Raw genomic sequence first — 20847 nt, 5'->3', positions numbered from 1 at the left:
AATCGCAGGTCAGACGAGGAAGTCGATCGCCGCGTCCTTGAACGTGCGGGACGTCAGCGTCGAGACGTGGTCGCGACCCCGGATCGTGATGAGGTCGCTCCCCCAGTCGAGCGCGAGCTGCTGCACGCCGACCGGCACCGGGTCCTCCTCGCCAGCGACGAACAGGACCGGGATGCCGCCGGGGATCGCGAGCGGGGCGCCCGAGACGCCCTCGATGCACGCCAGGAGCGCCTCGCGGTCGGCGCCGGCCCGGATCGCCGGGGCCAGGACCTGGGCGATCACCGGGTTGCGCGGTTGCGTGCCGTCGACGAGGTACCCGCGTGCATCCTCGACGTCCCACGTCGCGAACAGCTCCGTCGGCCCCGCACCGCCCACCACGACGCGACGCACCCGATCGGGGGCGAGCTCGCAGAGGGCGGAGATGACCCGATTGCCCATCGAGTAGCCGATCGCGTCGCACCGCTCGGCGCCGGCCGAGTCGAGCACCGCGAGGAGGTCGCCGCCGAGTCGATCGGGTGCGTACGCGTCGGCGTCGGCCGGCTTGTCGCTCGCACCGTGCCCGCGGAGGTCCATCGTGATCACGCGACGGCCGGACTCCACGAGGGAGCGCACCCACCCCGTGCCGTCCCACGTGACGGTCGAGTCCGACGCGAAGCCGTGCACCAGCAGGACGGGCGGGCGACCCGACTCGGCATCGTCACCGTGCACGCGGTAGGCGATGAGGACGCCGTCCGGAGCCTCGGCGTGCAGGACCGGCGCAGACGAGGCCGGCCCGATCACGCGCGACCCGCCTCGTCGTCGGCAGTTGCGCCGGCGTCGTCCGTGCCATCGGGCTCGTCCGTCTCGACGACCTCGCCCGGCGGAAGCTCCGCGGATTCGACGATCGCGGCCCCGGCGTGACCGAGTTCGGCGATCGCCGCGGCGGACGACTCCGCCGCGACGCCCGCGACCAGGTCGCGGAGCACGCGCACGTGGCGCCCGTGCTCGATCGCGTCGAGCGCGCTCGCGCGCACGCAGTAGTCGGTCGCGAGACCCGCGACGTCGATGTCGGTGATGCCGTGCTGCTCGAGCACCTCGGTGATCGACGCGCCCGAGTCATCCGTGCCCTCGAAGATCGAGTACGCCGGCACCCCCTGGCCCTTGCGGATGTGCACGTCGACCCCGCTCGTGTCGAGCGCGGGATGGTACTCGGCACCCGGCGTGCCTGCCATGCAGTGCTTGGGCCAGGTCGTCACGAAGTCGGGCTCGGCATCGGTCGCGAAATGCCCGCCGTTGTCGTCGTCGGGGTTGTGCCAGTCGCGGGATGCCACGACGAGGTCGTAGCGTTCGCCGTGCTCGGCGAGGTAGGCGGTGATGCCCGCCGCGACGGCCGCACCGCCGTCGACGCCGAGCGCGCCGCCCTCGGTGAAGTCGTTCTGCACGTCGATGATGAACAGGGCCCGACTCATGATCGGCTCCTTCGCTCCTCGGGTCTCGGGCGGGGTTCCTCCGGCCGCCGCTTCCATTCTGTCGCGATTCGCGGATGCCGCGGCAGGCCCTCGGTCACTCGTTCGAGAGTTCGTCGCCGCAGCGGTAGAAGCCCGTCGTGAGCGTGTCGATCGCCACCTTCGCGTCGGCCGTGATCTGCGAGACGTCGCCGAGCGCGTAGATCGCGAAGGTCAGGGTCGTGCCGTCCTGCGCGTGGACGATGCCCCCGAGCGTGTAGCCCGTGTCGATCCAGCCGGTCTTCGCGAAGACCGCGCCGTGCGCGACGGCGTTGTCACCCGCGAACCGGTCGGCGTACGACAGCGAACCGCGCTGGCCGGCGATGGGGAGGCCATCGCGGATCACGCCGAGGTTCCCCTCGCGCGCCTCGACCTTGGCGAACAGCCGGGTGAGGTACGCGGGGGGCACGGCGTTGTCGGGAGAGAGTCCCGACCCGTCGATCACCCGGATGCCGCCGCGGGCGATGCCGTACGTCGCGAGCGCCTGTCGCACCGCGGGGTCGATGGCCGCGAACGTGTTCCCCGTCCCCACCGCGACCGCCACCTGCCGGGCGAGCATCTCCGCGACCGTGTTGTCCGATACGACGAGCGACTTGTCGATGAGCTGGGCGACGGTGGGCGACCAGACGCGGCCGAGTTCGGTCGCGCCGGCAGGCGCCGTGCCGCGCTCGATCGCCGACACGCCCCCGAGTTCCGAGGCGAACGCGTCGCCTGCCCGGCCGACCGCGTCGGCACCCCGGCGCGAGGTGTTCGCGTACGGGTCGTCGCGGTCGCCGTCGACCATGAGGGCCGTGATCTCGGGCATGTAGCCGAGGTCGCGCTCCGTCGGCGCCCAGCTCGCATGCCAGGTCTCCCCGCCGAAGTACGACGAGTCGAGGACGAGCTTCGTGAGGGGCGGGTTCGACGGATCGGCGTCCCACGCCGCGCGCACCTGGGCGGCGAGGTCGTCGAGGTGCGCGGCACCGGGGTAGACGGTCTCGTTGCCGGTCGCGGTCCGCGAGAGCGTCAGGTCGCCGCCGCCGACGAGCACGACCGAGCCCGGTTCGGCGCCCTTCACGACGGTCGTCGCGAAGCGGTCGTCAGGCGAGAAGACGGCGAGCGCGGCCGCGGCCGTGACGACCTTCATGACGCTCGCGGTCCGCGAGGCCTCGAGCCCGCCGCGATCGAAGAGCACCTCCCCCGTCTCGGCGTTCATGACCTGCGCCTGCAGGTTCGCCAGGCGCGGATCGGCCGCGAGGCCCGCGACCGAGCACGTGCGCACGCGTGCCGCCGGTTCGGGCGTCGGGGTCGGCGTCGCGGTGGGGGTCGGCGTGGGCGTGTCGGTCGGGGTCGGCGTCGGGGTGGCCGACGGCGTCGGCGACGCGTCACCGCCCGTCATGGTCGCGGCGAACGCGACGGCCCCTCCGAGCAGTCCGACGGCGGCGACCGCGGCGACGGCGGCGAGCACCCGATGCTCGGCGATCAGCGAGCGGACGCCCCGTGGCCGGTCGGGCGTCGTCGCGGCGACCGGGTCGCGTGGCGATGGGGCCGTCGCGGGGTCGCCCGGCGACGCGGGCTCCCCCTGCGCGGGCGTCGCGCCCGTGGCATCCGTCTCGTCGCTCACCCGGGCATTGTACGGACGTCGTCCGGGCGCCTCCCGAGTGCCTGCGCTCGCGGGGCGCCGGCCGGAGGACGGGTCAGGGCGCTGATACCTCGGTGCAGAACTCCCGGACGACCCGCGCGATCACGTCGGCCAGCGCGTGCAGCGACGCGACCGAGACCCATTCGAGGTCGGCGTGGGCGCCGCCGCCGACGGGCCCGATGAGCACGACGGGGATGCCCGCCTCGGCGATGAGCCCGGCGTCGGTCCACCACGGGTCGCCCCGCACGACGGCGGGTGCGCCCGTGACGCCCCCGACCGCGCCGACCACGGCGCGCGCGATGCGCGCGTCGGACGACGCCTCCATGGCGGGCCGCACCACGAGGGGCACGATGCGGCCCGGTTCCGAGGCCGCGAGCACGCGCTCGAGCTCGGCACCCGGGTCCGGGTCGCCGGGCAGGGTGCGGCGCTCGACGACCAGCACGCAGCGGTCGGCGACCGTCGCGGCATCCGTCCCGCCGTCGATGGTGGCGACGCGCACGCTCCCCGATCCGAGCAGCGGATGCCCCGGGCGCGCGGCGAGCTGGGCACCGAGGGCGCGCAGCGCGACCAGCCCGTCGAGCGCGCGATCGATCGCATCGACGCCGAGCTCCGGCTGCGAGCCGTGCGCCGCCACGCCGTCGTACTCGACGCGATACCAGGCGAAGCCGCGATGCGCGAGCGTCACCTCGAGGTCGGTCGGCTCGAGCACGATCGCGCCGTCGGGGCGCCGCCGGGCCGGGCCGGAGCGCCCCTCCGCGTCGATCGCCGCGAGCAGCTCCTCCATCCCGAGCGAGCCGAACTCCTCGTCGGCGGCGAACGCCAGCACGATGTCGCCGGTGAGGTCGTCGGGTGCCGTCGCAGCGGCGATCATCGCCGCGGCGAGTCCACCGGCCATGTCGTAGGCGCCGCGGCCCACGATGCGATCGGGCACGGCGTGCGACGCGTCATCCGCTGCACTGCCGGCGCCGCCGACCGTGTCGAGGTGCCCGGCGAGGAGCAGGGTCCGGCCGCCGCCTCGACCGCGCCGGCGAGCGAGGACGCTCGGGCGCGAAGGATCGGCGCCCACCTGGCGCACCTCGAAGCCGCGTTCGTCGAGCCAGGTCGCGATGACGCCCGCGAGTTCGCGCTCCCCCGCACCGCCGATGACCAGCGACGGGTTCGTCGCGTCGATCGCGACGAGTCGCCGGGCCAGGGCGGCGACGTCCCCGTCGAGGGACACCTCGTTCCCGTTCGCGCCGACCGGCTCAGCCCTCGCCCGGGTAGCGCAGGCCGATCTCCGCGCGGATGCGGTCGAGGGTGCCCATGATCGCGACGGACTCCTCGGTCGGCAGGACGTCGCCGCCGTCGAGCCGACCGGCGGCGACGAGCTCCTCCATCGCTGCCGCCTGGTAGTGCATGCCGCGGCCGTTCACGTCGGATGCGAACTCCTCGATGACCACGTCGTCGTGCCCGATGACCCGGAAGCTCGTGGGCGTGTACCAGACCCCGTCGATCTCGATGCGCGCCTCGGTGCCGAGCACGAGCGCCCGATTCGGGCCGCGGGCATCGCTGGCGGAGAACGTCGAGGCGATCCGGCCCTCGGCGTAGCCGAACTGGACGGCGATCTGGGCGTCGGCGCCGGTCTCCTTGAAGATCGCCGTGGACTGGATGACGGCGGGTGCGCCGAAGAGGTCCCACGCGAACGAGACCGGGTAGATACCGAGGTCGAGCAGCGCGCCCCCGCCGAGGTCGAGTGCGTTGAGCCGGTGCGACGGATCGTCGGAGAGCTTCTGGGTGTGGTCGGCGATCATCGTGCGCACCTCGCCGATCGCGCCCGACGCGATGATCTCGCGGATGCGCACCATGTGCGGGAGATACCTCGTCCACATCGCCTCGAGCACGAGCACGCCGCGGTCGCGGGCCGCATCGGCGACGACGCGGGCCTCGGCCTCGTTCAGCGTGAACGGCTTCTCGACGAGGACGTGCTTGCCGGCCTCGATCGCCGCGAGCGCCGACGCCGCATGCCACGGATGCGGCGTCGCGACGTAGATCGCGTCGACTTCGGGGTCGGCGAGCAGCGCGTCGTAGCTGCCGTGCGCGGTGGCGATGCCGAACTCCTCGGCGAACGCCCGCGCCGACTCGGTCGACCTCGAGCCCACGGCCCGCACGTCGAAGCCGTTCAGCCGGAGGTCGGAGGTGAAGAGGCGGGCGATGCCGCCGGTCGCGAGGATTCCCCATCGCAGTCGTGCCGTCATGCGCGCCAGCCTAGCGGCGACCTCCCCTCCGCTGGATCCGGAGGTGCCCGTCCAGATGACACCTGTTCTGGGATATGCGGAAGCCTCATGATTCCCGCTAGGTTTCGGCCATGTCGGCACATTCGAACCGAAGGAGCCGCATCGTCGGCTCGATCGCCGGGGCCACCGTCGCCCTCGTCGCCGTCTTCTTCGGCGCCGCACCATCCGCCCTCGCCGCCCCGCCCGATCCGGTGAACAAGTACGTCTCGCTCGGCGACTCGTACGCCGCGGGGCAGGGCGCCGGGATCCCGTTGGACGCCTGCCTCAGGTCCGACGCCGCGTACCCGGTCCTGCTCGACGCGGTACCGCGGACGAACCTGCTGCGCCAGGCCGCGTGCAGCGGCGCGACGATCTCCGACGTCGCGTCGACCCAGCTGTCGCAGGTGAATCGCGGCACGACGCTCGTCACGCTGACCGTGGGCGGGAACGACCTCGGGGTCGGCGCCGTCTTCGCGATCTGCGCACCCGACCCGGAATCACTCGCCTGTGCGATGGCCGTCGCCGAGGCGGAGCAGCTTCTCGCCTCCGGAGTCATCGGTCAGCAGCTCGGTGCGCTGTTGCTCGCGATCGCCGAGCGCGCACCCAACGCGCGCATCGTCGTGACCGACTACCCGGTGCCGTTCGTGAGCGGGTTCAGCGCCCTGACCGACACCGTGAACGCCGCGACCCTCGCGCTCGACGCCCAGATCGGCGCCGCGGCGACCGGGGCGGCCACCGCCGGCGCGAACGTCCACTACACGAGCTTGGAGTTCGCCTACCTCGGCCACCAGGTCGGCGATCTCGACCCGTGGCTCGGCGCCGACCAGTTCGACCCGCTGACCTTCCTGCACCCGACCGCGACCGGTCAGGCCGTCTACCGCGACGCGATCCTCGTCGCGCTCGGATGAGTCGGACGATGTCCTCGCACGCGCGGCACGATGCCGCCGTTCCGGCAGTCCACGCGCGTCGCGTCGCGCTCCTCGCCGCCGGGCTGCTCGCGGCGCTCACCCTGCTCCTCGGCTCGGCGCTCGCCGGCCCGGCGGACACCGCCCACGCCGCGGTCCCCATGGCCAAGCCGGACAAGCCGGGCAAGCCCGGCGGAGGGAGCGGAGGCGGTGGCGGCGGCGGCACAACCGAGCTCGAGTACGCCGCACTCGGCGACTCGTTCGCCGCCGGCGTCGGCGCCGGCAGCTACATCGAACGGACGTGCTACACGAGCTCGAAGAGCTATCCGAAGCTGCTCGATGGAGACGCGGACAAGGCACTCGTCGCGTTCCCCGCCTGCTCGGGCACGGACACCGTCGACGTGCTCGACCGGCAGATCGCGGCGATCCCGACCACGGCGAAGCTCGTCACGGTCACCGTCGGCGGCAACGACGTCGGCTTCGCCGACGTGATGCAGAACTGCTTCGTGCTCGTGAGTTCGTCGTGCTCGTCGAAGATCGCCGCAGGCGCGGCCATCGCGGACTCTCCGGAGTTCACCGCGAGCATCGTCGCGGTCGTCGACGGGATCCAGGAGCGGGCACCGGGCGCGAAGGTCATCGTCGCCGGCTACCCGCTGCTCTTCTGGGAGAACAGTTCGGGCGTGAACCCGAAGTACGTCTGGGCCGACGAGGTGAACGACGAGACGGTCGAGCTCAACGACGTGGTCGAGGCGGCCGCGACGTCCGCCGGTGCCGTCTTCGTCGACGTCGAGGACGACTTCGCGGGGCACGGCATCGGCAGCTCGAGCCCGTGGATCAACGACTGGAAGTGGCTGACGACCACGACGGTCAACGCCTTCCACCCGAACGCCACCGGGCACGCCGCCTACGCGACGGCGATCCGGGCGGTTCCGCTCTCGTAGTCCGCCACCTGGACGGAGGGCCCGGACGTGGTCCGGGCCCTCCGCATTCCCGGCTCGGGCACCGATCGGGGCGTGCCGGGCCGAGTCAACGGTCGGTCAGGGCGCTGCGGCAGCGCCGACCGGGGGCGTCTCGCTTCGCTCGTCGGCTGCGGCCTCGAGCACCGTCGTCCATGCACCCGACCCACCGCGCAGCACCGCCACCGCAGCGCCGGTGAACGCGATCAGCCCGAGCACCAGCGAGGCGTACGCGATCCAGGCGCCGGAGAGGAAGTTGGGCAGCACGAACTCGGTCACCGTCCAGGCGAGCAGGGCGATCGCGACCCAGCGCGGCGCGACGGCCGAGCGGAGCAGGGCGACCGCGACGAGGATCACGCCGAGCACCGTGCCGCCGAGCCCGGCGAGGAGGTACGGGACGAAGTCGCCGCCCTGCGTGGCCGCGAACGCGGCCTGCGCCGCATCGAGGTCGCCCGACTCGACGGCATACCGCGCCATGCCGAGCGTGACGAGGCTCGCCCCGCCGTAGGCGGCGTGGCCGAACGCGCCGAGACCGCTGAAGGCGGCGCCGAGCGTGGCGAGCACGGGTGAGCGGTGACTCGCCGCGTGCGCGAGCCCGACCAGGCCGATCGCCCAGAACACCTGGGACCACAGGAAGAGCTGGAGCCCGATCGCGGCGGACGTCGAGCCGGCGAGGAGCTCGACGTACCCGGTCGGGTCGTCGGGGAACTCGGGTTGCAGCAGGATCCCTGCGACGGCGGTGGCGATGGCGACGACGAGCGATCCGGCGACGAGCACGCGGCGGACGGACGGCAGTGCACGGGACGTGGACATGGGCGGATTCCCCCTCGGTTCGGCCGCGGCCCTTCCGCGGCGACGGCTCGACGGTACGAGCGGCGCGACGTCGGGGGCATCCATCGTGGGTGCCGTCGCCGATCACCGGAAGTCGACTCGCCGATCACCCGACGGTGATTCCCCCGGCGGCGTGCGGACCGCTAGCCTGCGGTCGTGGACCGCCGCACGCGCTGGCATCTCGCCCAGGACATCGCCGTCGCCGCGCTCATCGCAGCGCTGGGCCTCGCCGAGGTCTGGGTGCCGTTCGAGTCCGTGCAGGGCACGGGCTCCCCGGTGGTGAGCACGGCGGCGATCCTCGTCTGCGCGGTCCTGCTCGCGCTGCGCCGAGTCGCCCCGCTCGTCCTCGTCGGGGTCCCGCTGACGTGGGTCCTGTGCTTCGTCGCGACCGGCGGCGACGCCCAGGTGCTGTTCTTCGGGGGATTCCTCCCCCTCGCACTCGCCCTCTACACGGGCGCGCGGCACGGCGGCATCCGAACCTCGGCGGCCATCTGCGGTTCGGTGTTCGCGGCCGTGATCCTGGCCGATCTCTTCGTTCCCGAGCTCCAGGGGCCGAGCGAGGTGTTCTTCCACTGGGGCGTGCTCCTCACGATCTTCCTCATCGGCATCGGCATGCGCGTCTCCGAACGCCGAGCGGTGGATGCCGCGATCCGGGCCGCGGTCGCGGAGACCGAGGCCCGCGAGGCCGCCCTCCGCGCGGTCGCGGAGGAACGTGCCCGGATCGCCCGCGAGCTGCACGACATCCTCGGGCACTCGGTGAGCGTCATGGTCGTCCAGGCCGGTGCGGCGGCGGAGGTCGTCGACGTCGACCCGGGTGCCGCCCGGCAGGCCCTGGAGGCGATCCGGACGACGGGCACCGACGCACTGGCCGAGGTGCGCCGGGTCGTCGAGCTGCTGCGCGACGACGACCCGGAATCGCTGTCGCCGCAGCCCGGCATCGCCCGCATTCCCGAGCTGATCGAGCAGGCACGCGGTACTGGGCTCGTCGTGGACTTCCGGGCCGACGATACGAGCGACCTGTCGGCGGGTCGACAGCTCGCCGTCTACCGGGTCGTGCAGGAGTCGCTGACCAACGTGCGCCGTCACGCTGTACGGCGGCACGCTCGACGCAGGTCCGGGTCCGGGTCCGAGCGGATGGCGCGTCCACGTGTCACTCCCGACCGGGGCTCGATCGTGACCGCGTCGACCGCGACCCGGGTCCTGCTCGTCGACGACCAGGAACTCGTCCGCGTCGGGTTCCGGCTCATCCTCGAACGTGCCGGGCTCGAGGTCGTCGGCGAGGCCGGCGACGGGGCCACCGGCGTCGCGGCCGCCGCCGAGCTCGCCCCCGACGTCGTGCTCATGGACATCCGCATGCCGGTCATGGACGGCATCGAGGCGACACGGCTCATCCTCGAGGGTGACCCGTCCCGTCGCGTGCTCGCGCTGACGACCTTCGACCTCGATGAGATCGTGTTCGCCGCGGTCCGGGCCGGGGCATCCGGGTTCCTGCTCAAGGACGTGCCGCCCGCCGACCTCGTCCACGCGGTCGGGGTCGTGTCCCGCGGCGAGGCGATGCTCGCCCCGGCGGTGACGGCACGCCTGCTCGAGCGCTTCGCCTCGTCCCCCTCCCCCGATTCCGCCCTGCCGCCCGGCGTCGAACTCACCGAGCGGGAGGTCGAGATCGTCCGGCTGGTCGCGCGCGGCCGGTCGAACGCCGAGATCGGCGCAGTGCTGTTCCTCAGCGAGTCGACCGTGAAGACGTACGTCTCGCGCCTGCTCGCCAAGCTCGGCGCGCACGACCGGGTGCAGATCGCGATCCTCGCCTACGAGTCCGGCCTCGTCCGGCCCGGCGAACGCACGGACTGACGGCGCGGGTCCTCGACGACCTGTGCGGGCTGAGGCCGCCTGCCTTCGAAGGTTCCCTCGATCGCTCGCGAGGCGTACGATGGTGCTAATCACAATAGCGCCATTACGTCAGGAGGCGCACATGTCGATCTCCGCCCCACCCCGCAAGCCGGACGTCACACCGCGGACCGACGTCGACGATCCACCGCCGATCGAACACGAAGCGGAACTTCATCCAGGGGCGTCCCGCTCCGTGCCGACCAGCAAGGTGCGAGCGCTGATCGAGGAGGCGTGGCGGCGCACCGGCCGCCGCCGTGTCCTGATCGCGTCGGCCGCGATCGCGCTGTCGGTCGGCGTGGTGGCGCTCGCGCTCGGAACCCTCAGCCCGACCGGGCTCCCCGACGGAGTTCCCGAGCGACCCATCAGCCTGGGCGGCCGATCGGCCGCGGGGCCGGCGACGACGGGGGAGAACGGAACCCTCGCCACCGTGGCCACGTCGGCTGCAGGCGCGCCGAGCGACATCTACCTCCTCGAATCCGGTAGCACGGTTCCGCGGCAGCTGACCTCGACGCCGGAGTTCGACGAGTACGCGCCGGCGTGGTCGCCGGACGGCACCCTGCTCGCGTTCATCCGGTCGGACCCGCCCGACGACGAGCAGGCAGATGCCGCGATCAGGTCCGTCGGGTTCGCGCAGGCGGCGGCGTGCGTGGACGTCTGCGAGCTGGTCATCGCGGACGGCGCGACCGGCGTGCCGGTCCTCTCGTCGGGCATCGGGCATGCGTATCCGCGCGCGCAGGATGGCTTCGACCGTTCCCTGGTGCCCTCCTCGATCGCATGGGCGCCGAACGGCAAGTCGGTCATCGTCAACCGGAGTTTCTGCGGGATCGGGGGCTGCGGCGGCCCCGCGGACGTCGGATCGGTGCTCGTGGACGTGGAGACCGCGCGCACCGTCGAGATCGCGCCGGGGCTCTCCGTCCTCGGCTGGTCGCCCGACGGACGCTGGCTCGCAGTCGCCGAAGAGCGTGGCGTGTACGGCCACTCGGTCGTGGCGGTGCCGACCGGCGCCTTGGATGAGTCGGCCCTCGCCGATCCGCCGGAGCGAGACGGATGGATCGTGCTCTCCGGCACCCTGTCGTGGGCGAACGACATCGGCTGGGCGGCGGACTCCTCGACGGTCTTCCTCAACGAGGGCCAGATCTTCGGGCCCGGGTCCGGCGCGCAGTGGCGGCCCGCCACGATCGACGCGGTCACGGTTCCGGACGGGATCCGGCACACGGTCATCGCCGACGGGGCGGGTCCATTGGTCTCACCCGACGGTCGGCACCTCGCGTACCACACCGACTACGAGCTCGAGGGGGACGACGGGATCCTGACCGACATCTGGGTCGCCGACATCGACGGTGCCGGCGCCCTCCGGATCGCCGAGAACGCCACTGCGGACTCCTGGTCACCGGACGGGCGACTCCTGGTCGCCCACGACGACCGATCCTGGTTCACCATCGCCTCGGACGGCACCAGCCGGACCGACCTGGCGGTCCGGGCCACCGGAGACGGGGTGCCGTGGGGCCCCACCGCATCGTGGCAACGTCTCCCGGCCACTGAGTGACCGACGGACGCGTCCCGGCGCGAATCCCGGGTTCGGCGGTTCGAGACGCCGAAGGCCCCCTCCGTGTGGAGGGGGCCTTCCGAGTGGAGCCGCCTGGGGGAATCGAACCCCCGACCTATTCATTACGAGTGAATCGCTCTGCCGACTGAGCTAAGGCGGCGTGGCATCCGTTGCGAATCGCACCGAACGGCACGAGAGACCATGTTAGCGGGTTTTCACCAGGCTCATGACCACTCGCCGCTCGTCAGCACTGCGGGTCGGCAGCGGGCACGGTGCCGTCGACGAGGAAGTCCTCGACGGTGTCGTCGATGCACGCGTTCGACTTCCGGTACGCCGTGTGGCCCTCGCCGTCGTAGCTGACGAGGAAGCCGGATTCGAGCTGCGCCGCGAGCGCCTCCGCCCACTGGTACGGCGTCGCCGGGTCACCGGTGGTGCCGATGACCATGATCGGCTCCGCGCCCTCGGCCGTGATCGCCGCACGCTCGACCTCGCTCGCTGCCGGCCACTGCGCGCACCCGATGTCGCCGTACCCGAAGTACGGGCCGATGATCGGCGCGGCCTCGGCGAGCTCCGCCGCGCCGGCGCGCATCTTCGCCGGGTCGTCGTCGTACGTGTAGTCGAGGCAGTTGACGGCGCGGAACGCCTCGGTCGAGTTGTCGCGGTAGGTGCCGTCCTGTTCGCGACCGTTGTAGAGGTCGGCGAACGCGAGGGCGATGTCGGCCTCGCCGAACATCACCGACTCGAACATGTCGCTGAGATAGGGCCAGCTCTCGGCACTGTAGAGGGGGTAGATGATCGCCGTCACGAGCGCGTCGGCGCCCAGCCGGCGCCCATCGCTCCCGCGCAGCGGGCTCGCCTCGACGGACGCCAGCAGTCGCGCGACTTCGTCGGCGGCGTCGTCGACCGACCCGGAGAACGGGCACTCGGCGCCGGACAGGCAGTCCCCCAGGTAGGCCCGCAACGCATCCTCGAACCCGACCGCCTGGGCGATGTTGACCTCCTGGTTGCTCGCCGTCGGGTCGATCGCGCCGTCGAGGACGAGACGGCCGGTCTTCTCGGGGTAGAGCCCGGCATAGGTCGCGCCGAGGAACGTGCCGTAGGAGTACCCGAGGTAGTTCAGCCGCTCATCGCCGAGGATCGCGCGCAGCAGGTCGAGGTCGCGCGCCGCGCTCACGGTGTCGACGTTGGCCAGCAGGTCTCCGGTCTCGTCGACGCACGCCTGCCCGAACGCGCGGTTCGCCGCGGTGACGTCGGCGATCCACTCGTCGCTCCCGCGCTCGGCGGGCACGATGCCGTAGAGGAACTCGTCCATCTCCGCGGCGTCGACGCACGTCACCGCGGTCGACCGGCCGACGCCGCGCGGGTCGAAGCCGACGATGTCGTACCGCTCCTGCAACCGCGGTCCCGCCGCGTAGTCGACGGAGTCGGCGATGAACTCGTACCCCGAGCCGCCGGGGCCGCCCGGGTTCACGAGCAGCGACCCGAGCTTCTGGCCGCTCGCCGGACGACGCACGAGCGCGAGCTCGATCTCGCCCGCACCCGGATCGCTCCAGTCGAGGGGGGCGGTGGCGGTCGCGCACAGCTTGTCGTCGCAGCGCTCCCACTCGAGCACCTGCGAGTAGAACGGCTCGAGCTCGGCCGCGACGCGCTCCCCGGTCGGCTCGGACCGCTCCGTCCCGCCGACGAGGAAGGGCGGGACGGTGCACCCTGCGAGCAGCAGCACCGACGCCGCCACGACGGCCGCCGCCGAGACCAGACGGCCGCGCACGCTCACGAGCGCACTCCGCGAACCGGCTCCGGTCGGCGGATCGCCGAGACGAGCATCGCCTCGAGGGCGAGGGTCGGCTGGACGTTGGCGTCGATGCGGATGCGGGCCTCCTGGATGGCGTCGAGCGTCTCGAGCGTCTGCGCCGGGGTCGCGGATGCTGCGGCGCGGGCGATGTCGGCGGCGATGTCGAGGTTGACGAGGTCGACCTCGGCACCGAGTTGGGTGACGAGGATGTCGCGGAACAGCGATGCGAGGTCGACGAGGATCCGGTCGATCCCGTCGCGCAGGCTCCGGGTCGCGCGTCGCTTCTGGTCCTCCTCGAGCGCGCGGAGCTGCGAGCGGAGGGCGGCGGGAACGGCCTGGCCGGGGGCGACGCCGAGCGAACGGAGGGTGTGCTCGCGCTCCTCGGCGTCACGGAGCTCGGTGATCGCCTTCGCATCGTCGCCGGCGATCTCGAGCAGGCGCGCGGCGGTGAGTACGGCGCCGGGCGTCGATCGCACCTGCAACGCGAGTCGCAGGGTCTCGTCGCGTCGATCGCGCGCCTCGGCGCTGGTGGCGAGCCGGTGCGCCATGCCGATGTGGCTCTGCGCCTCGCGCGCCGCGCGCTCGGCGACGTCGGGGTCGACGCCGTCTCGACGGACGAGGAGGTCGGCGACCGCGGCGATGCCGGGCACCTGCAGCCGCACCGATCGGACGCGTGAACGGATCGTGGGGATGAGGTCGGCCTCGCTCGGCGCGCAGAGGATCCAGACCGTGCGCTCGGGCGGCTCCTCCAGCTCCTTCAGGAGCACGTTCGAGGTCTGCTCGGTCATGCGGTCGGCGTCTTCGACGACGATGACGCGATGGTGACCGACGGACGGCGCGTAGTGCGACCGCTCGACGATCTTGCGCACGTCGGCGACCTTGATGATCACGCCCTCGGTCGCGAGCACGTGCAGGTCGGGGTGGCTGCGCGCGAGGACCTGGGCACGGGTGGTGCCATCGCCGTCCGGGCTGCCGGAGAGCAGCGCCTCGGCGAACGCGTAGGCGAGGTTCGAGCGCCCGGAACCGGGCGGGCCGGTGATCAACCACGAGTGGGTCATGTCGGCGCCCGCCCGCGAATCGGCCGCGGCAGCGGCCGCCGCGCGCAGCACTGCGATCGCGGCATCCTGACCCGTCAGGTCGCTCCACACGGTCACGATTCCACGCTACCTTCGGCCGACGACAGCGGCGCCGGTCGATCGCAGGCCGCGGACGGAACGCCCGGACGTCGTCGAGCCGGCCCTCACGCGAGCGCCTCGATGCGCGCGCGGATCACGGAGTGGATCTCGTCGACGGGGCGCGTCGCGTCGACGACGAGGAAGCGGTCGGGCTCGGCCCCGGCGAGGGCGAGGTACGCCTCCCGGACGCGCGCGTGGAACTCCCCCGCCTCCGCCTCGAGACGGTCGTAGCGGGTCCTCGCACCGTCGAGTCGGCGTCGGGCGACGTCGGACGGCAGGTCGAGGAGGATCGTGAGGTCGGGCGCGAGACCTTCGGTCGCCCACTCGGAGATGGACCGGACCTCGGCGGCGTCGAGCACCCGGCCGGCGCCCTGGTAGGCGACCGACGAGTCGATGTAGCGATCCTGGACGACGACCTCGCCGCGCGCGAGCGCGGGTCTCACGACAGTGGCGACGTGGTGGGCCCGGTCGGCCGCGTAGAGGAGCGCTTCGGCGCGCGGCGCGATGTCGCCGCGGTGGTGCAGGACGATCTCGCGCACCTCGACGCCGACCGCGGTGCCGCCGGGCTCGCGCGTGCGCACGACCGTGCGGCCCTCGGCCGTGAACCACTGCTCGAGCAGTTCCGCCTGGGTCGTCTTGCCCGATCCGTCGCCGCCCTCGAGGGTGAGGAACAGCCCGCGGCTCACGAGCTCTTCTTCGCCGTACGGGTGGTGGTGCGCTTGGCGGGTGCCTTCTTCGCTCCGGACTTCGCCGCGGCGGTGCGCGTGCCGCGCGCCGGCGCCGGACCCTTGTCCCGCTTGATCTGGAGCAGCTCCACCGCGCGCTCGAACGTGATGTCCTCCACGGACTCGGCGCGCGGGATGGTGGCGTTCGTGGTGCCGTCGGTCACGTACGGACCGAAGCGGCCGTCCTTCACCTTGATCGGCTTGCCGCTCACGGGGTCCTCCGCGAACTCCTTGAGCGCGCTCGACGCGCGTCGCGCACCGTACTTCGGCTGCGCGAAGAGCTCCTGGGCTCCGGCGAGGTCGATGTCGAAGATCGCGTCCTCGCTCGGGAGCGTGCGCGTGTCGGTGCCCTTCTTGAGGTACGGGCCGTAGCGGCCGTTCTGCGCGGTGATCTCGTCACCCGACTCGGGGTCGAGGCCGACCACGCGCGGAAGGTCGAGCAGCTGCAGCGCGGTCGCGAGGTCGACCTCCTCGATCTGCATGCTCTTGAACAGCGAGGCGGTCCGCGGCTTCGGGGCGGCGGCCTTCTTGGCGCCGCGCTTGGCCGCCTTCACCGGCTGGGCGTCGGCGACTTCGCCGGTCGCGGGATCGACGGATGCCTCGGCCGTCTCGGGCTCGGGCTCGAGCTCGGTCACGTAGGGACCGAACCGGCCGTCCTTCACGACGACCTGCTTGCCGTTGTCGGGGTTGACGCCGAGCACGCGGTCGGTCTGCACCGGCGCTTCGATGAGTTCGCGCGCCTTCTCGGCCGTGAGCTCGTCGGGGGCGAGGCCCTCGGGCAGGTTCACGCGGCGCGGCGGCGCATCCGCTGCGGCCTCGGGGTCGACGGTCTCGAGGTACGGGCCGTACCGGCCGATCCGGAGCGTGAGGCCCGGGCCGATCACGATCGAGTTGATCTCTCGCGCGTCGATGTCGCCCAGGTTGTCGACGACCTGCCGGAGCCCCGTGTGGCGATCGCTGCCGAAGTAGAACTCGTTCAGCCAGTCGACGCGGTCGGCCTCCCCCGACGCGATCCGGTCGAGGTCGTCCTCCATCTCGGCCGTGAAGTCGTATTCGACGAGGTCGCCGAAGTGCTCCTCGAGCAGGCGCACGACCGAGAACGCGACCCAGCTCGGAACGAGGGCCTGGCCGCGCTGCGTGACGTAGCCGCGGTCGAGGATCGTCGAGATGATCGATGCGAACGTCGAGGGGCGACCGATGCCGAGCTCCTCGAGGCGCTTGACGAGGCTCGCCTCGGTGTAACGGGGCGGCGGGCTCGTCTCGTGGCCCTTGGCCTCGAGCTCGGCGAGGCCGACCGCCTCGCCCTCGGCGAGCTGCGGGAGCTTCGCCTCGCCGGGAGCGTCATCCGCGTTGCGCTCCTCGTCGCGGCTCTCCTCGTAGGCGGCGAGGAAGCCGCGGAACGTGATCACGGTGCCGCTGGCGGTGAACTCGGCGGTCGTGCCGGCGACCGCGGCCGTGGGCGACTCGGGCTCCGAGGCATCCGTCGCCGTCGGACCGACCTCGATCGTGACGGTCGCGGTCTGCCCCTTGGCGTCCGCCATCTGCGAGGCGACGGTCCGCTTCCAGATGAGGTCGTACAGCTTGAACTCGCTGCCGCGGAGCACGCTCTGCAGCTCGGAGGGCGTGCGGAAGACCTCGCCGGAGGGACGGATCGCCTCGTGCGCCTCCTGCGCGTTCTTCGACTTGCCTGCGTAGGCGCGGGGCTTGTCGGGCACGCTGTCGGCGCCGTACAGCTTCACGGCCTGCGTGCGAGCGGCCTGGATCGCCTGCTGCGACAGCGACACCGAGTCGGTGCGCATATAGGTGATGTAGCCGTTCTCGTACAGCGACTGCGCGACGCGCATCGTGTCGCGGGCCGAGAGCCGGAGCTTGCGTGCCGACTCCTGCTGGAGCGTGGAGGTCGTGAAGGGCGCCGCAGGGCGCCGCGAGTAGGGCTTCGACTCGACACGGCTCACGCGGCGGCCGACGGTGTCGTCACGGAGTGCGGCGGTCAGCGAGTGCGCGGTGGCCTCGTCGAGCACGACGGCCTTGCCGGTCAGCCGGCCGGAGTCGTCGAAATCGCGACCGGTCGCGATGCGCTCGCCGCCGACGCGGACGAGCCTGGCCTCGAACGACGAGGACTCCTTGGTGAAGCGACCGATCAGGTCCCAGTAGGAGGCTGCCACGAAGGCGAGGCGCTCGCGCTCGCGGTCGACGACGAGTCGCGTCGCGGCCGACTGCACGCGGCCGGCCGACAGGCCGGGCCCGACCTTGCGCCAGAGCACCGGCGAGACCTCGTAGCCGTAGAGCCGGTCGAGGATGCGCCGGGTCTCCTGCGCATCGACGAGCGCGGTGTCGAGTTCGCGGGTCTCGTCCTTGGCCTTGAGGATCGCGTCCTTCGTGATCTCGTGGAAGACCATGCGACGCACGGGCACCTTGGGCTTGAGCTCCTGCAGCAGGTGCCAGGCGATGGCCTCGCCCTCGCGGTCCTCATCGGTGGCGAGCAGGAGTTCGTCGGCGCCCTTCAGGGCGCGCTTGAGTTCGGCGACCGTCTTCTTCTTCGCGTCGGACACGACGTAGTACGGCTCGAAGCCGTTCTCGACGTCGACGGAGAACTTGCCGAGCGAGCCCTTCTTCAGTTCGGGAGGCAGGTTCTTGGGCTCGACCAGGTCGCGGATGTGCCCGACCGACGAGAGCACCTCGTAGCCGTCGCCGAGGTATTGGGCGATCGACTTCATCTTGGTCGGCGACTCCACGATCACGAGTTTCTTCGCGCCAGACACCGGACTCCTCTTGCTCATGGACGGAAACGGGGACGCACATCATCGCCGCGCCCCCGAGCGGTGTGCCATCGGCCGGCGGATGACGCCGACATGGCACACCATACACATATCGACCGTGAGGAAACCCCTCATGGCGCGTCGCGACGCGGGGAGGAAAGTCCCTTGCGGCCGTGGAGGACAGGTGGAGAATGGCGCCATGGACACGTCATCCGGCACCTACACCGCCAAGCTGATCGACGGACCACTCGAGGGGAAGACGGTCTCGACCGGCTTCCTCGACACCGGCGATCCGCAGCCGAGGATCAGCTTCCCCGGCGACGGCGGAAAGCACTACGTCTACTCCCGCGGCGCGGGACTGGAGTTCGACGCGCCGGGCGACGATCGCCCGTCCGCCGTCGAGTACCGCTTCATCGAGACCGTCTTCGACTGAGGCGGATGCCTGAGGCGTGACGCACCCGGGGGTGCGCCACGCCTCGGGTGCGCGAGCCGACTCGACTACACGTGGCGCTCGTCGACGCCGTCGTAGTGGGACAGCGGGCGGATGAGCGCGTTCGAAGCGGCCTGCTCGATGATGTGCGCCGTCCAACCGGTGACCCGCGATGCGACGAACAGCGGCGTGAACGTCTCGGTGTCGTACCCCATGAGGTGGTACGCCGGTCCCGACGGGTAGTCGAGGTTGGGGTGGATGCCCTTGCGCTCGACGAACTCGCCGGAGAGCGCGTCGTAGAGCTCGGCGAGGTCGGGCCGGTCGTAGTGCGCCACGAGCGTGTCGAGCGAGGCCTTCATGGTCGGCACGCGCGAGTCGCCGTTCTTGTACACGCGGTGGCCGAAGCCCATGATCTTGCGCTTCTCGGCGAGCGCGGCATCCAGCCACGGCACGACGTTCCCGGCATCCCCGATCTCGTCGAAGATGCGCATGACGGCCTCGTTCGCCCCGCCGTGCAGCGGGCCCTTGAGCGCGCCGATCGCGCCGGTCACCGCCGAGTAGAGGTCGGAGAGCGTCGAGGTGATGACGCGGGCCGTGAAGGTGGACGCGTTGAAGGAGTGCTCGGCGTAGAGGATCATCGACACGTCGAACGCGTCGACGACGACCTGGTCCGGGACCTCGCCGAACGACATGTGCAGGAAGTTCGCGGAGTAGTCGAGGTCGTCGCGCGGCGGGACGAGGTCCTCACCGCGCCGGCGCCGCTGGTCGTACGCCACGATCGCGGGCAGGGCCGCGAAGAGCGACGTCGACTTCGCGAGGTTCGCCTCGCGACTCGCATCGTCGGTCGTCGGGTCGGAGGCGCCGATGACGCTCACGGCCGTGCGCACGACGTCCATCGGGTGCGCGGTCGTCGGCAGCAGGTCGATCGCGGCCTTCACGTTCGGCTGCAGCGCGCGCCCGGCGCGCTCGGCGGCGCGGAACTCCGCGAGCTCCGCGGCATCCGGAAGCTCGCCGTGCCAGAGCAGGTAGGCGACCTCCTCGAAGCGCTTCGTCGCGGCGAGCTGCTGCACCGGGTACCCGCGGTAGAGCAGCGAGTTCGTCTCGGGGTTCACCTTCGAGATCGCGGTCGTGTCGACCACGACGCCCGCGAGGCCCTTGCGGATCTCGGGGACCGGCGCCGGGGCGGTCATCGTGTCGGTCATGTCGTGCTCCTCTCGGGGCCGCGCCTCAGCGCGCGACCGTGAAGTTGAAGATGGACGTGTCGAAGTGGTTGTAGCCCTCGTAGTCGATGAGCTCGTAGAGGTCGGCCCGGTGCTGCATCTGAGGGAGGAGGCCGGTGAGGGCGCCGGCATCCGTCAGCTCGTCGAGGCCGCGCTCGGCCGCGCCCATGGCCAGGCGCAGGAGCGAGACGGGCCAGATCACGAGGTTCATGCCGACGTCGGCGAGCTGCTGCACGGTGAACAGCTCGCTCTTGCCGAACTCGGTCATGTTCGCCAGCAGCGGCACGTCGACCGCGGCGCGCATGGCCGCGAACTCCTCGAGCGATCGCATCGCCTCGGGGAAGATCGCGTCGGCGCCGGCGTCGACGAGCGCCTTCGCGCGGTCGATCGCGGCGTCGAGGCCGTCGACCGCGGCGATGTCGGTGCGCGCCATGACGAGGAAGTTCGGGTCGCGCCGGGCGTCGACCGCGGCGCGGATGCGCTGGAGCGCCGTGTGCTCGTCGACGACCTGCTTGCCGTCGAGGTGGCCGCACCGCTTCGGGTTGATCTGGTCCTCGATGTGGAGCCCCGCGAGGCCCGCGTCCTCCATCTCCTGCACGGTCCGCGCGACGTTCATCGGCTCGCCGAAGCCGGTGTCGGCGTCGACGATCGCCGGCAGCTCCGTCATGCGCGCGATCTGCTTCGCCCGCCCGGCGACCTCGGTGAGGGTCGTCAGGCCGATGTCGGGCAGGCCCAGGTCGGCGGAGAGCACGGCGCCCGAGATGTAGACGCCGTCGAAGCCCTTGCGCTCGATGAGTCGCGCGGAGAGCGGGTTGAACGCGCCGGGGAAGCGGAGCAGCTCGCCGCTCGCGAGGCGTTCGCGGAAGCCGGCTCGCTTGTCGGCCGGGGTGGTCTGGGCGTACAGCATGGGTCCTCCTAGAAGATGCCGCGGGGCGTCTCGAACTGGGCGAGCACGCCGGGCGCGGCGACGATCGTGAGCTGGCCGAGCTCGTCGGGGCCGAGCTGCGGGAGCCGCTGGGCGACGTCGAGGAAGCGCTCGATCTCGGCCGCCTCGAGCACGCCGTCGGCGAGCGTGCGGAACTTCTCGACGTACTGCTCGCGGCCGAACGGCCGGGCGCCGAGCGGGTGCGCGTCGGCCACGGCGATCTCGTCGACGATGGTCTCGCCGCCATCGAGCGTGATCACGACGCGGCCGCCGAAGGCCTTCTCGCCGATGTCGAGCGAGTGGTAGCGGCGCGTCCACTCCGGGTCCTCGACGGTCGAC

Annotated in this window: 17 protein-coding genes, 1 tRNA gene and 1 pseudogene; 5 read left to right on the top strand and 14 right to left on the bottom strand. The window is 72.0% G+C overall.

All coding sequences use genetic code 11. From position 1 onward, the window contains the following. Nucleotides 1-9: 9 nt before the first annotated feature. The 5 genes from GJR97_RS00870 to GJR97_RS00850 form a co-directional block, all read right to left on the bottom strand. Nucleotides 10-780, bottom strand: coding sequence for an alpha/beta fold hydrolase (locus GJR97_RS00870; protein WP_324612949.1), 771 nt, complete (start codon nt 778-780; stop codon nt 10-12). Beyond that, nucleotides 777-1448, bottom strand: coding sequence for an isochorismatase family protein (locus GJR97_RS00865; RefSeq protein WP_154344678.1), 672 nt, complete (start codon nt 1446-1448; stop codon nt 777-779). The genes GJR97_RS00870 and GJR97_RS00865 overlap by 4 nt, the downstream gene beginning before the upstream one ends. A gap of 94 nt (nt 1449-1542) precedes the next feature. After that, nucleotides 1543-3087: a D-alanyl-D-alanine carboxypeptidase/D-alanyl-D-alanine-endopeptidase gene (locus GJR97_RS00860; RefSeq protein WP_324612948.1), complete on the bottom strand. Its 1545-nt coding sequence runs from the start codon at nt 3085-3087 to the stop codon at nt 1543-1545. A 73-nt stretch (nt 3088-3160) separates the two neighbouring features. Continuing rightward, nucleotides 3161-4324: a M20/M25/M40 family metallo-hydrolase gene (locus GJR97_RS00855; protein ID WP_324612947.1), complete on the bottom strand. Its 1164-nt coding sequence runs from the start codon at nt 4322-4324 to the stop codon at nt 3161-3163. Between the two features lie 25 nt (nt 4325-4349). Then, nucleotides 4350-5339, bottom strand: coding sequence for a Gfo/Idh/MocA family protein (locus GJR97_RS00850; RefSeq protein ID WP_154344677.1), 990 nt, complete (start codon nt 5337-5339; stop codon nt 4350-4352). 110 nt (nt 5340-5449) lie between these two features. On the opposite strand from GJR97_RS00850, the gene GJR97_RS00845 reads away from it, so the two are divergent. Further along, nucleotides 5450-6265, top strand: coding sequence for an SGNH/GDSL hydrolase family protein (locus tag GJR97_RS00845; RefSeq protein WP_154344676.1), 816 nt, complete (start codon nt 5450-5452; stop codon nt 6263-6265). Nucleotides 6266-6273: 8 nt separating this feature from the next. Then, a complete protein-coding gene (locus GJR97_RS00840; protein ID WP_195760573.1) occupies nt 6274-7203 on the top strand; it encodes an SGNH/GDSL hydrolase family protein in 930 nt (309 codons plus the stop codon). 96 nt (nt 7204-7299) lie between these two features. On the opposite strand, the gene GJR97_RS00835 is transcribed toward GJR97_RS00840, so the two are convergent. Continuing rightward, nucleotides 7300-8031: a hypothetical protein gene (locus GJR97_RS00835; protein WP_154344674.1), complete on the bottom strand. Its 732-nt coding sequence runs from the start codon at nt 8029-8031 to the stop codon at nt 7300-7302. A 174-nt stretch (nt 8032-8205) separates the two neighbouring features. On the opposite strand from GJR97_RS00835, the gene GJR97_RS18635 reads away from it, so the two are divergent. Further along, entirely contained in the window at nt 8206-9897 is a 1692-nt protein-coding gene (locus GJR97_RS18635; protein WP_154344673.1) for a response regulator, read from the top strand. A 232-nt stretch (nt 9898-10129) separates the two neighbouring features. Then, a complete protein-coding gene (locus GJR97_RS00825) occupies nt 10130-11482 on the top strand; it encodes a TolB-like translocation protein (protein ID WP_195760572.1) in 1353 nt (450 codons plus the stop codon). Nucleotides 11483-11566: 84 nt separating this feature from the next. Here GJR97_RS00825 and GJR97_RS00820 read toward each other — a convergent pair. The 5 genes from GJR97_RS00820 to topA all read right to left on the bottom strand — a co-directional run bounded on the left by GJR97_RS00820 (nt 11567) and on the right by topA (nt 17936). Then, nucleotides 11567-11642 (bottom strand) — tRNA-Thr (locus GJR97_RS00820). A gap of 84 nt (nt 11643-11726) precedes the next feature. Next, nucleotides 11727-13256: an alpha/beta hydrolase gene (locus GJR97_RS00815; protein ID WP_324612946.1), complete on the bottom strand. Its 1530-nt coding sequence runs from the start codon at nt 13254-13256 to the stop codon at nt 11727-11729. Continuing rightward, nucleotides 13253-14428, bottom strand: coding sequence for a DNA polymerase III subunit delta' (locus GJR97_RS00810; protein ID WP_324612945.1), 1176 nt, complete (start codon nt 14426-14428; stop codon nt 13253-13255). Before GJR97_RS00810 ends, GJR97_RS00815 begins: the two co-directional genes overlap by 4 nt. An 86-nt stretch (nt 14429-14514) precedes the next feature. Continuing rightward, the gene (gene tmk / locus GJR97_RS00805; RefSeq protein WP_324612944.1) at nt 14515-15135 is read right to left on the bottom strand and encodes a dTMP kinase; all 621 of its coding nucleotides are present in this window, start codon (nt 15133-15135) and stop codon (nt 14515-14517) included. Further along, entirely contained in the window at nt 15132-17936 is a 2805-nt protein-coding gene (topA, locus tag GJR97_RS00800; RefSeq protein WP_324612943.1) for a type I DNA topoisomerase, read from the bottom strand. The genes tmk and topA overlap by 4 nt, the downstream gene beginning before the upstream one ends. A 196-nt stretch (nt 17937-18132) precedes the next feature. Between topA and GJR97_RS00795 the strand changes: the two genes are divergently transcribed. Continuing rightward, nucleotides 18133-18366, top strand: a complete 234-nt coding sequence (locus tag GJR97_RS00795) for a hypothetical protein (protein ID WP_154344670.1) — start codon at nt 18133-18135, stop codon at nt 18364-18366. 65 nt (nt 18367-18431) lie between these two features. Here the strand turns inward: GJR97_RS00795 and GJR97_RS00790 are convergent, their stop codons facing one another. The 3 genes and pseudogenes from GJR97_RS00790 to GJR97_RS00780 all read right to left on the bottom strand — a co-directional run. Further along, nucleotides 18432-19565: a bifunctional 2-methylcitrate synthase/citrate synthase gene (locus GJR97_RS00790; protein ID WP_229275890.1), complete on the bottom strand. Its 1134-nt coding sequence runs from the start codon at nt 19563-19565 to the stop codon at nt 18432-18434. A 25-nt stretch (nt 19566-19590) separates the two neighbouring features. After that, the gene (gene prpB / locus GJR97_RS00785) at nt 19591-20490 is read right to left on the bottom strand and encodes a methylisocitrate lyase (RefSeq protein ID WP_154344669.1); all 900 of its coding nucleotides are present in this window, start codon (nt 20488-20490) and stop codon (nt 19591-19593) included. Between the two features lie 8 nt (nt 20491-20498). Next, nucleotides 20499-20847 (bottom strand): annotated as a pseudogene (locus GJR97_RS00780) (MmgE/PrpD family protein); the annotation flags it as partial.

This window comes from Agromyces kandeliae (genome assembly GCF_009674665.1).
Classification (GTDB): Bacteria; Actinomycetota; Actinomycetes; order Actinomycetales; family Microbacteriaceae; genus Agromyces; species Agromyces kandeliae.
The sequence above is the reverse complement of the archived record's forward strand: the minus strand, read 5'-3'. Positions and strand labels throughout refer to the sequence as shown.

What these genes read in the sequence shown, in the direction of transcription:
- GJR97_RS00790 (WP_229275890.1), bottom strand. Translation starts at nt 19,565, where the DNA reads ATGACCGACACGATGACCGCCCCGGCGCCGGTCCCCGAGATCCGCAAG.
- prpB (WP_154344669.1), bottom strand. Translation starts at nt 20,490, where the DNA reads ATGCTGTACGCCCAGACCACCCCGGCCGACAAGCGAGCCGGCTTCCGC.
- GJR97_RS00795 (WP_154344670.1), top strand. Translation starts at nt 18,133, where the DNA reads ATGGACACGTCATCCGGCACCTACACCGCCAAGCTGATCGACGGACCA.
- GJR97_RS00835 (WP_154344674.1), bottom strand. Translation starts at nt 8,031, where the DNA reads ATGTCCACGTCCCGTGCACTGCCGTCCGTCCGCCGCGTGCTCGTCGCC.
- GJR97_RS00845 (WP_154344676.1), top strand. Translation starts at nt 5,450, where the DNA reads ATGTCGGCACATTCGAACCGAAGGAGCCGCATCGTCGGCTCGATCGCC.
- GJR97_RS00850 (WP_154344677.1), bottom strand. Translation starts at nt 5,339, where the DNA reads ATGACGGCACGACTGCGATGGGGAATCCTCGCGACCGGCGGCATCGCC.
- GJR97_RS00865 (WP_154344678.1), bottom strand. Translation starts at nt 1,448, where the DNA reads ATGAGTCGGGCCCTGTTCATCATCGACGTGCAGAACGACTTCACCGAG.
- GJR97_RS00840 (WP_195760573.1), top strand. Translation starts at nt 6,274, where the DNA reads ATGTCCTCGCACGCGCGGCACGATGCCGCCGTTCCGGCAGTCCACGCG.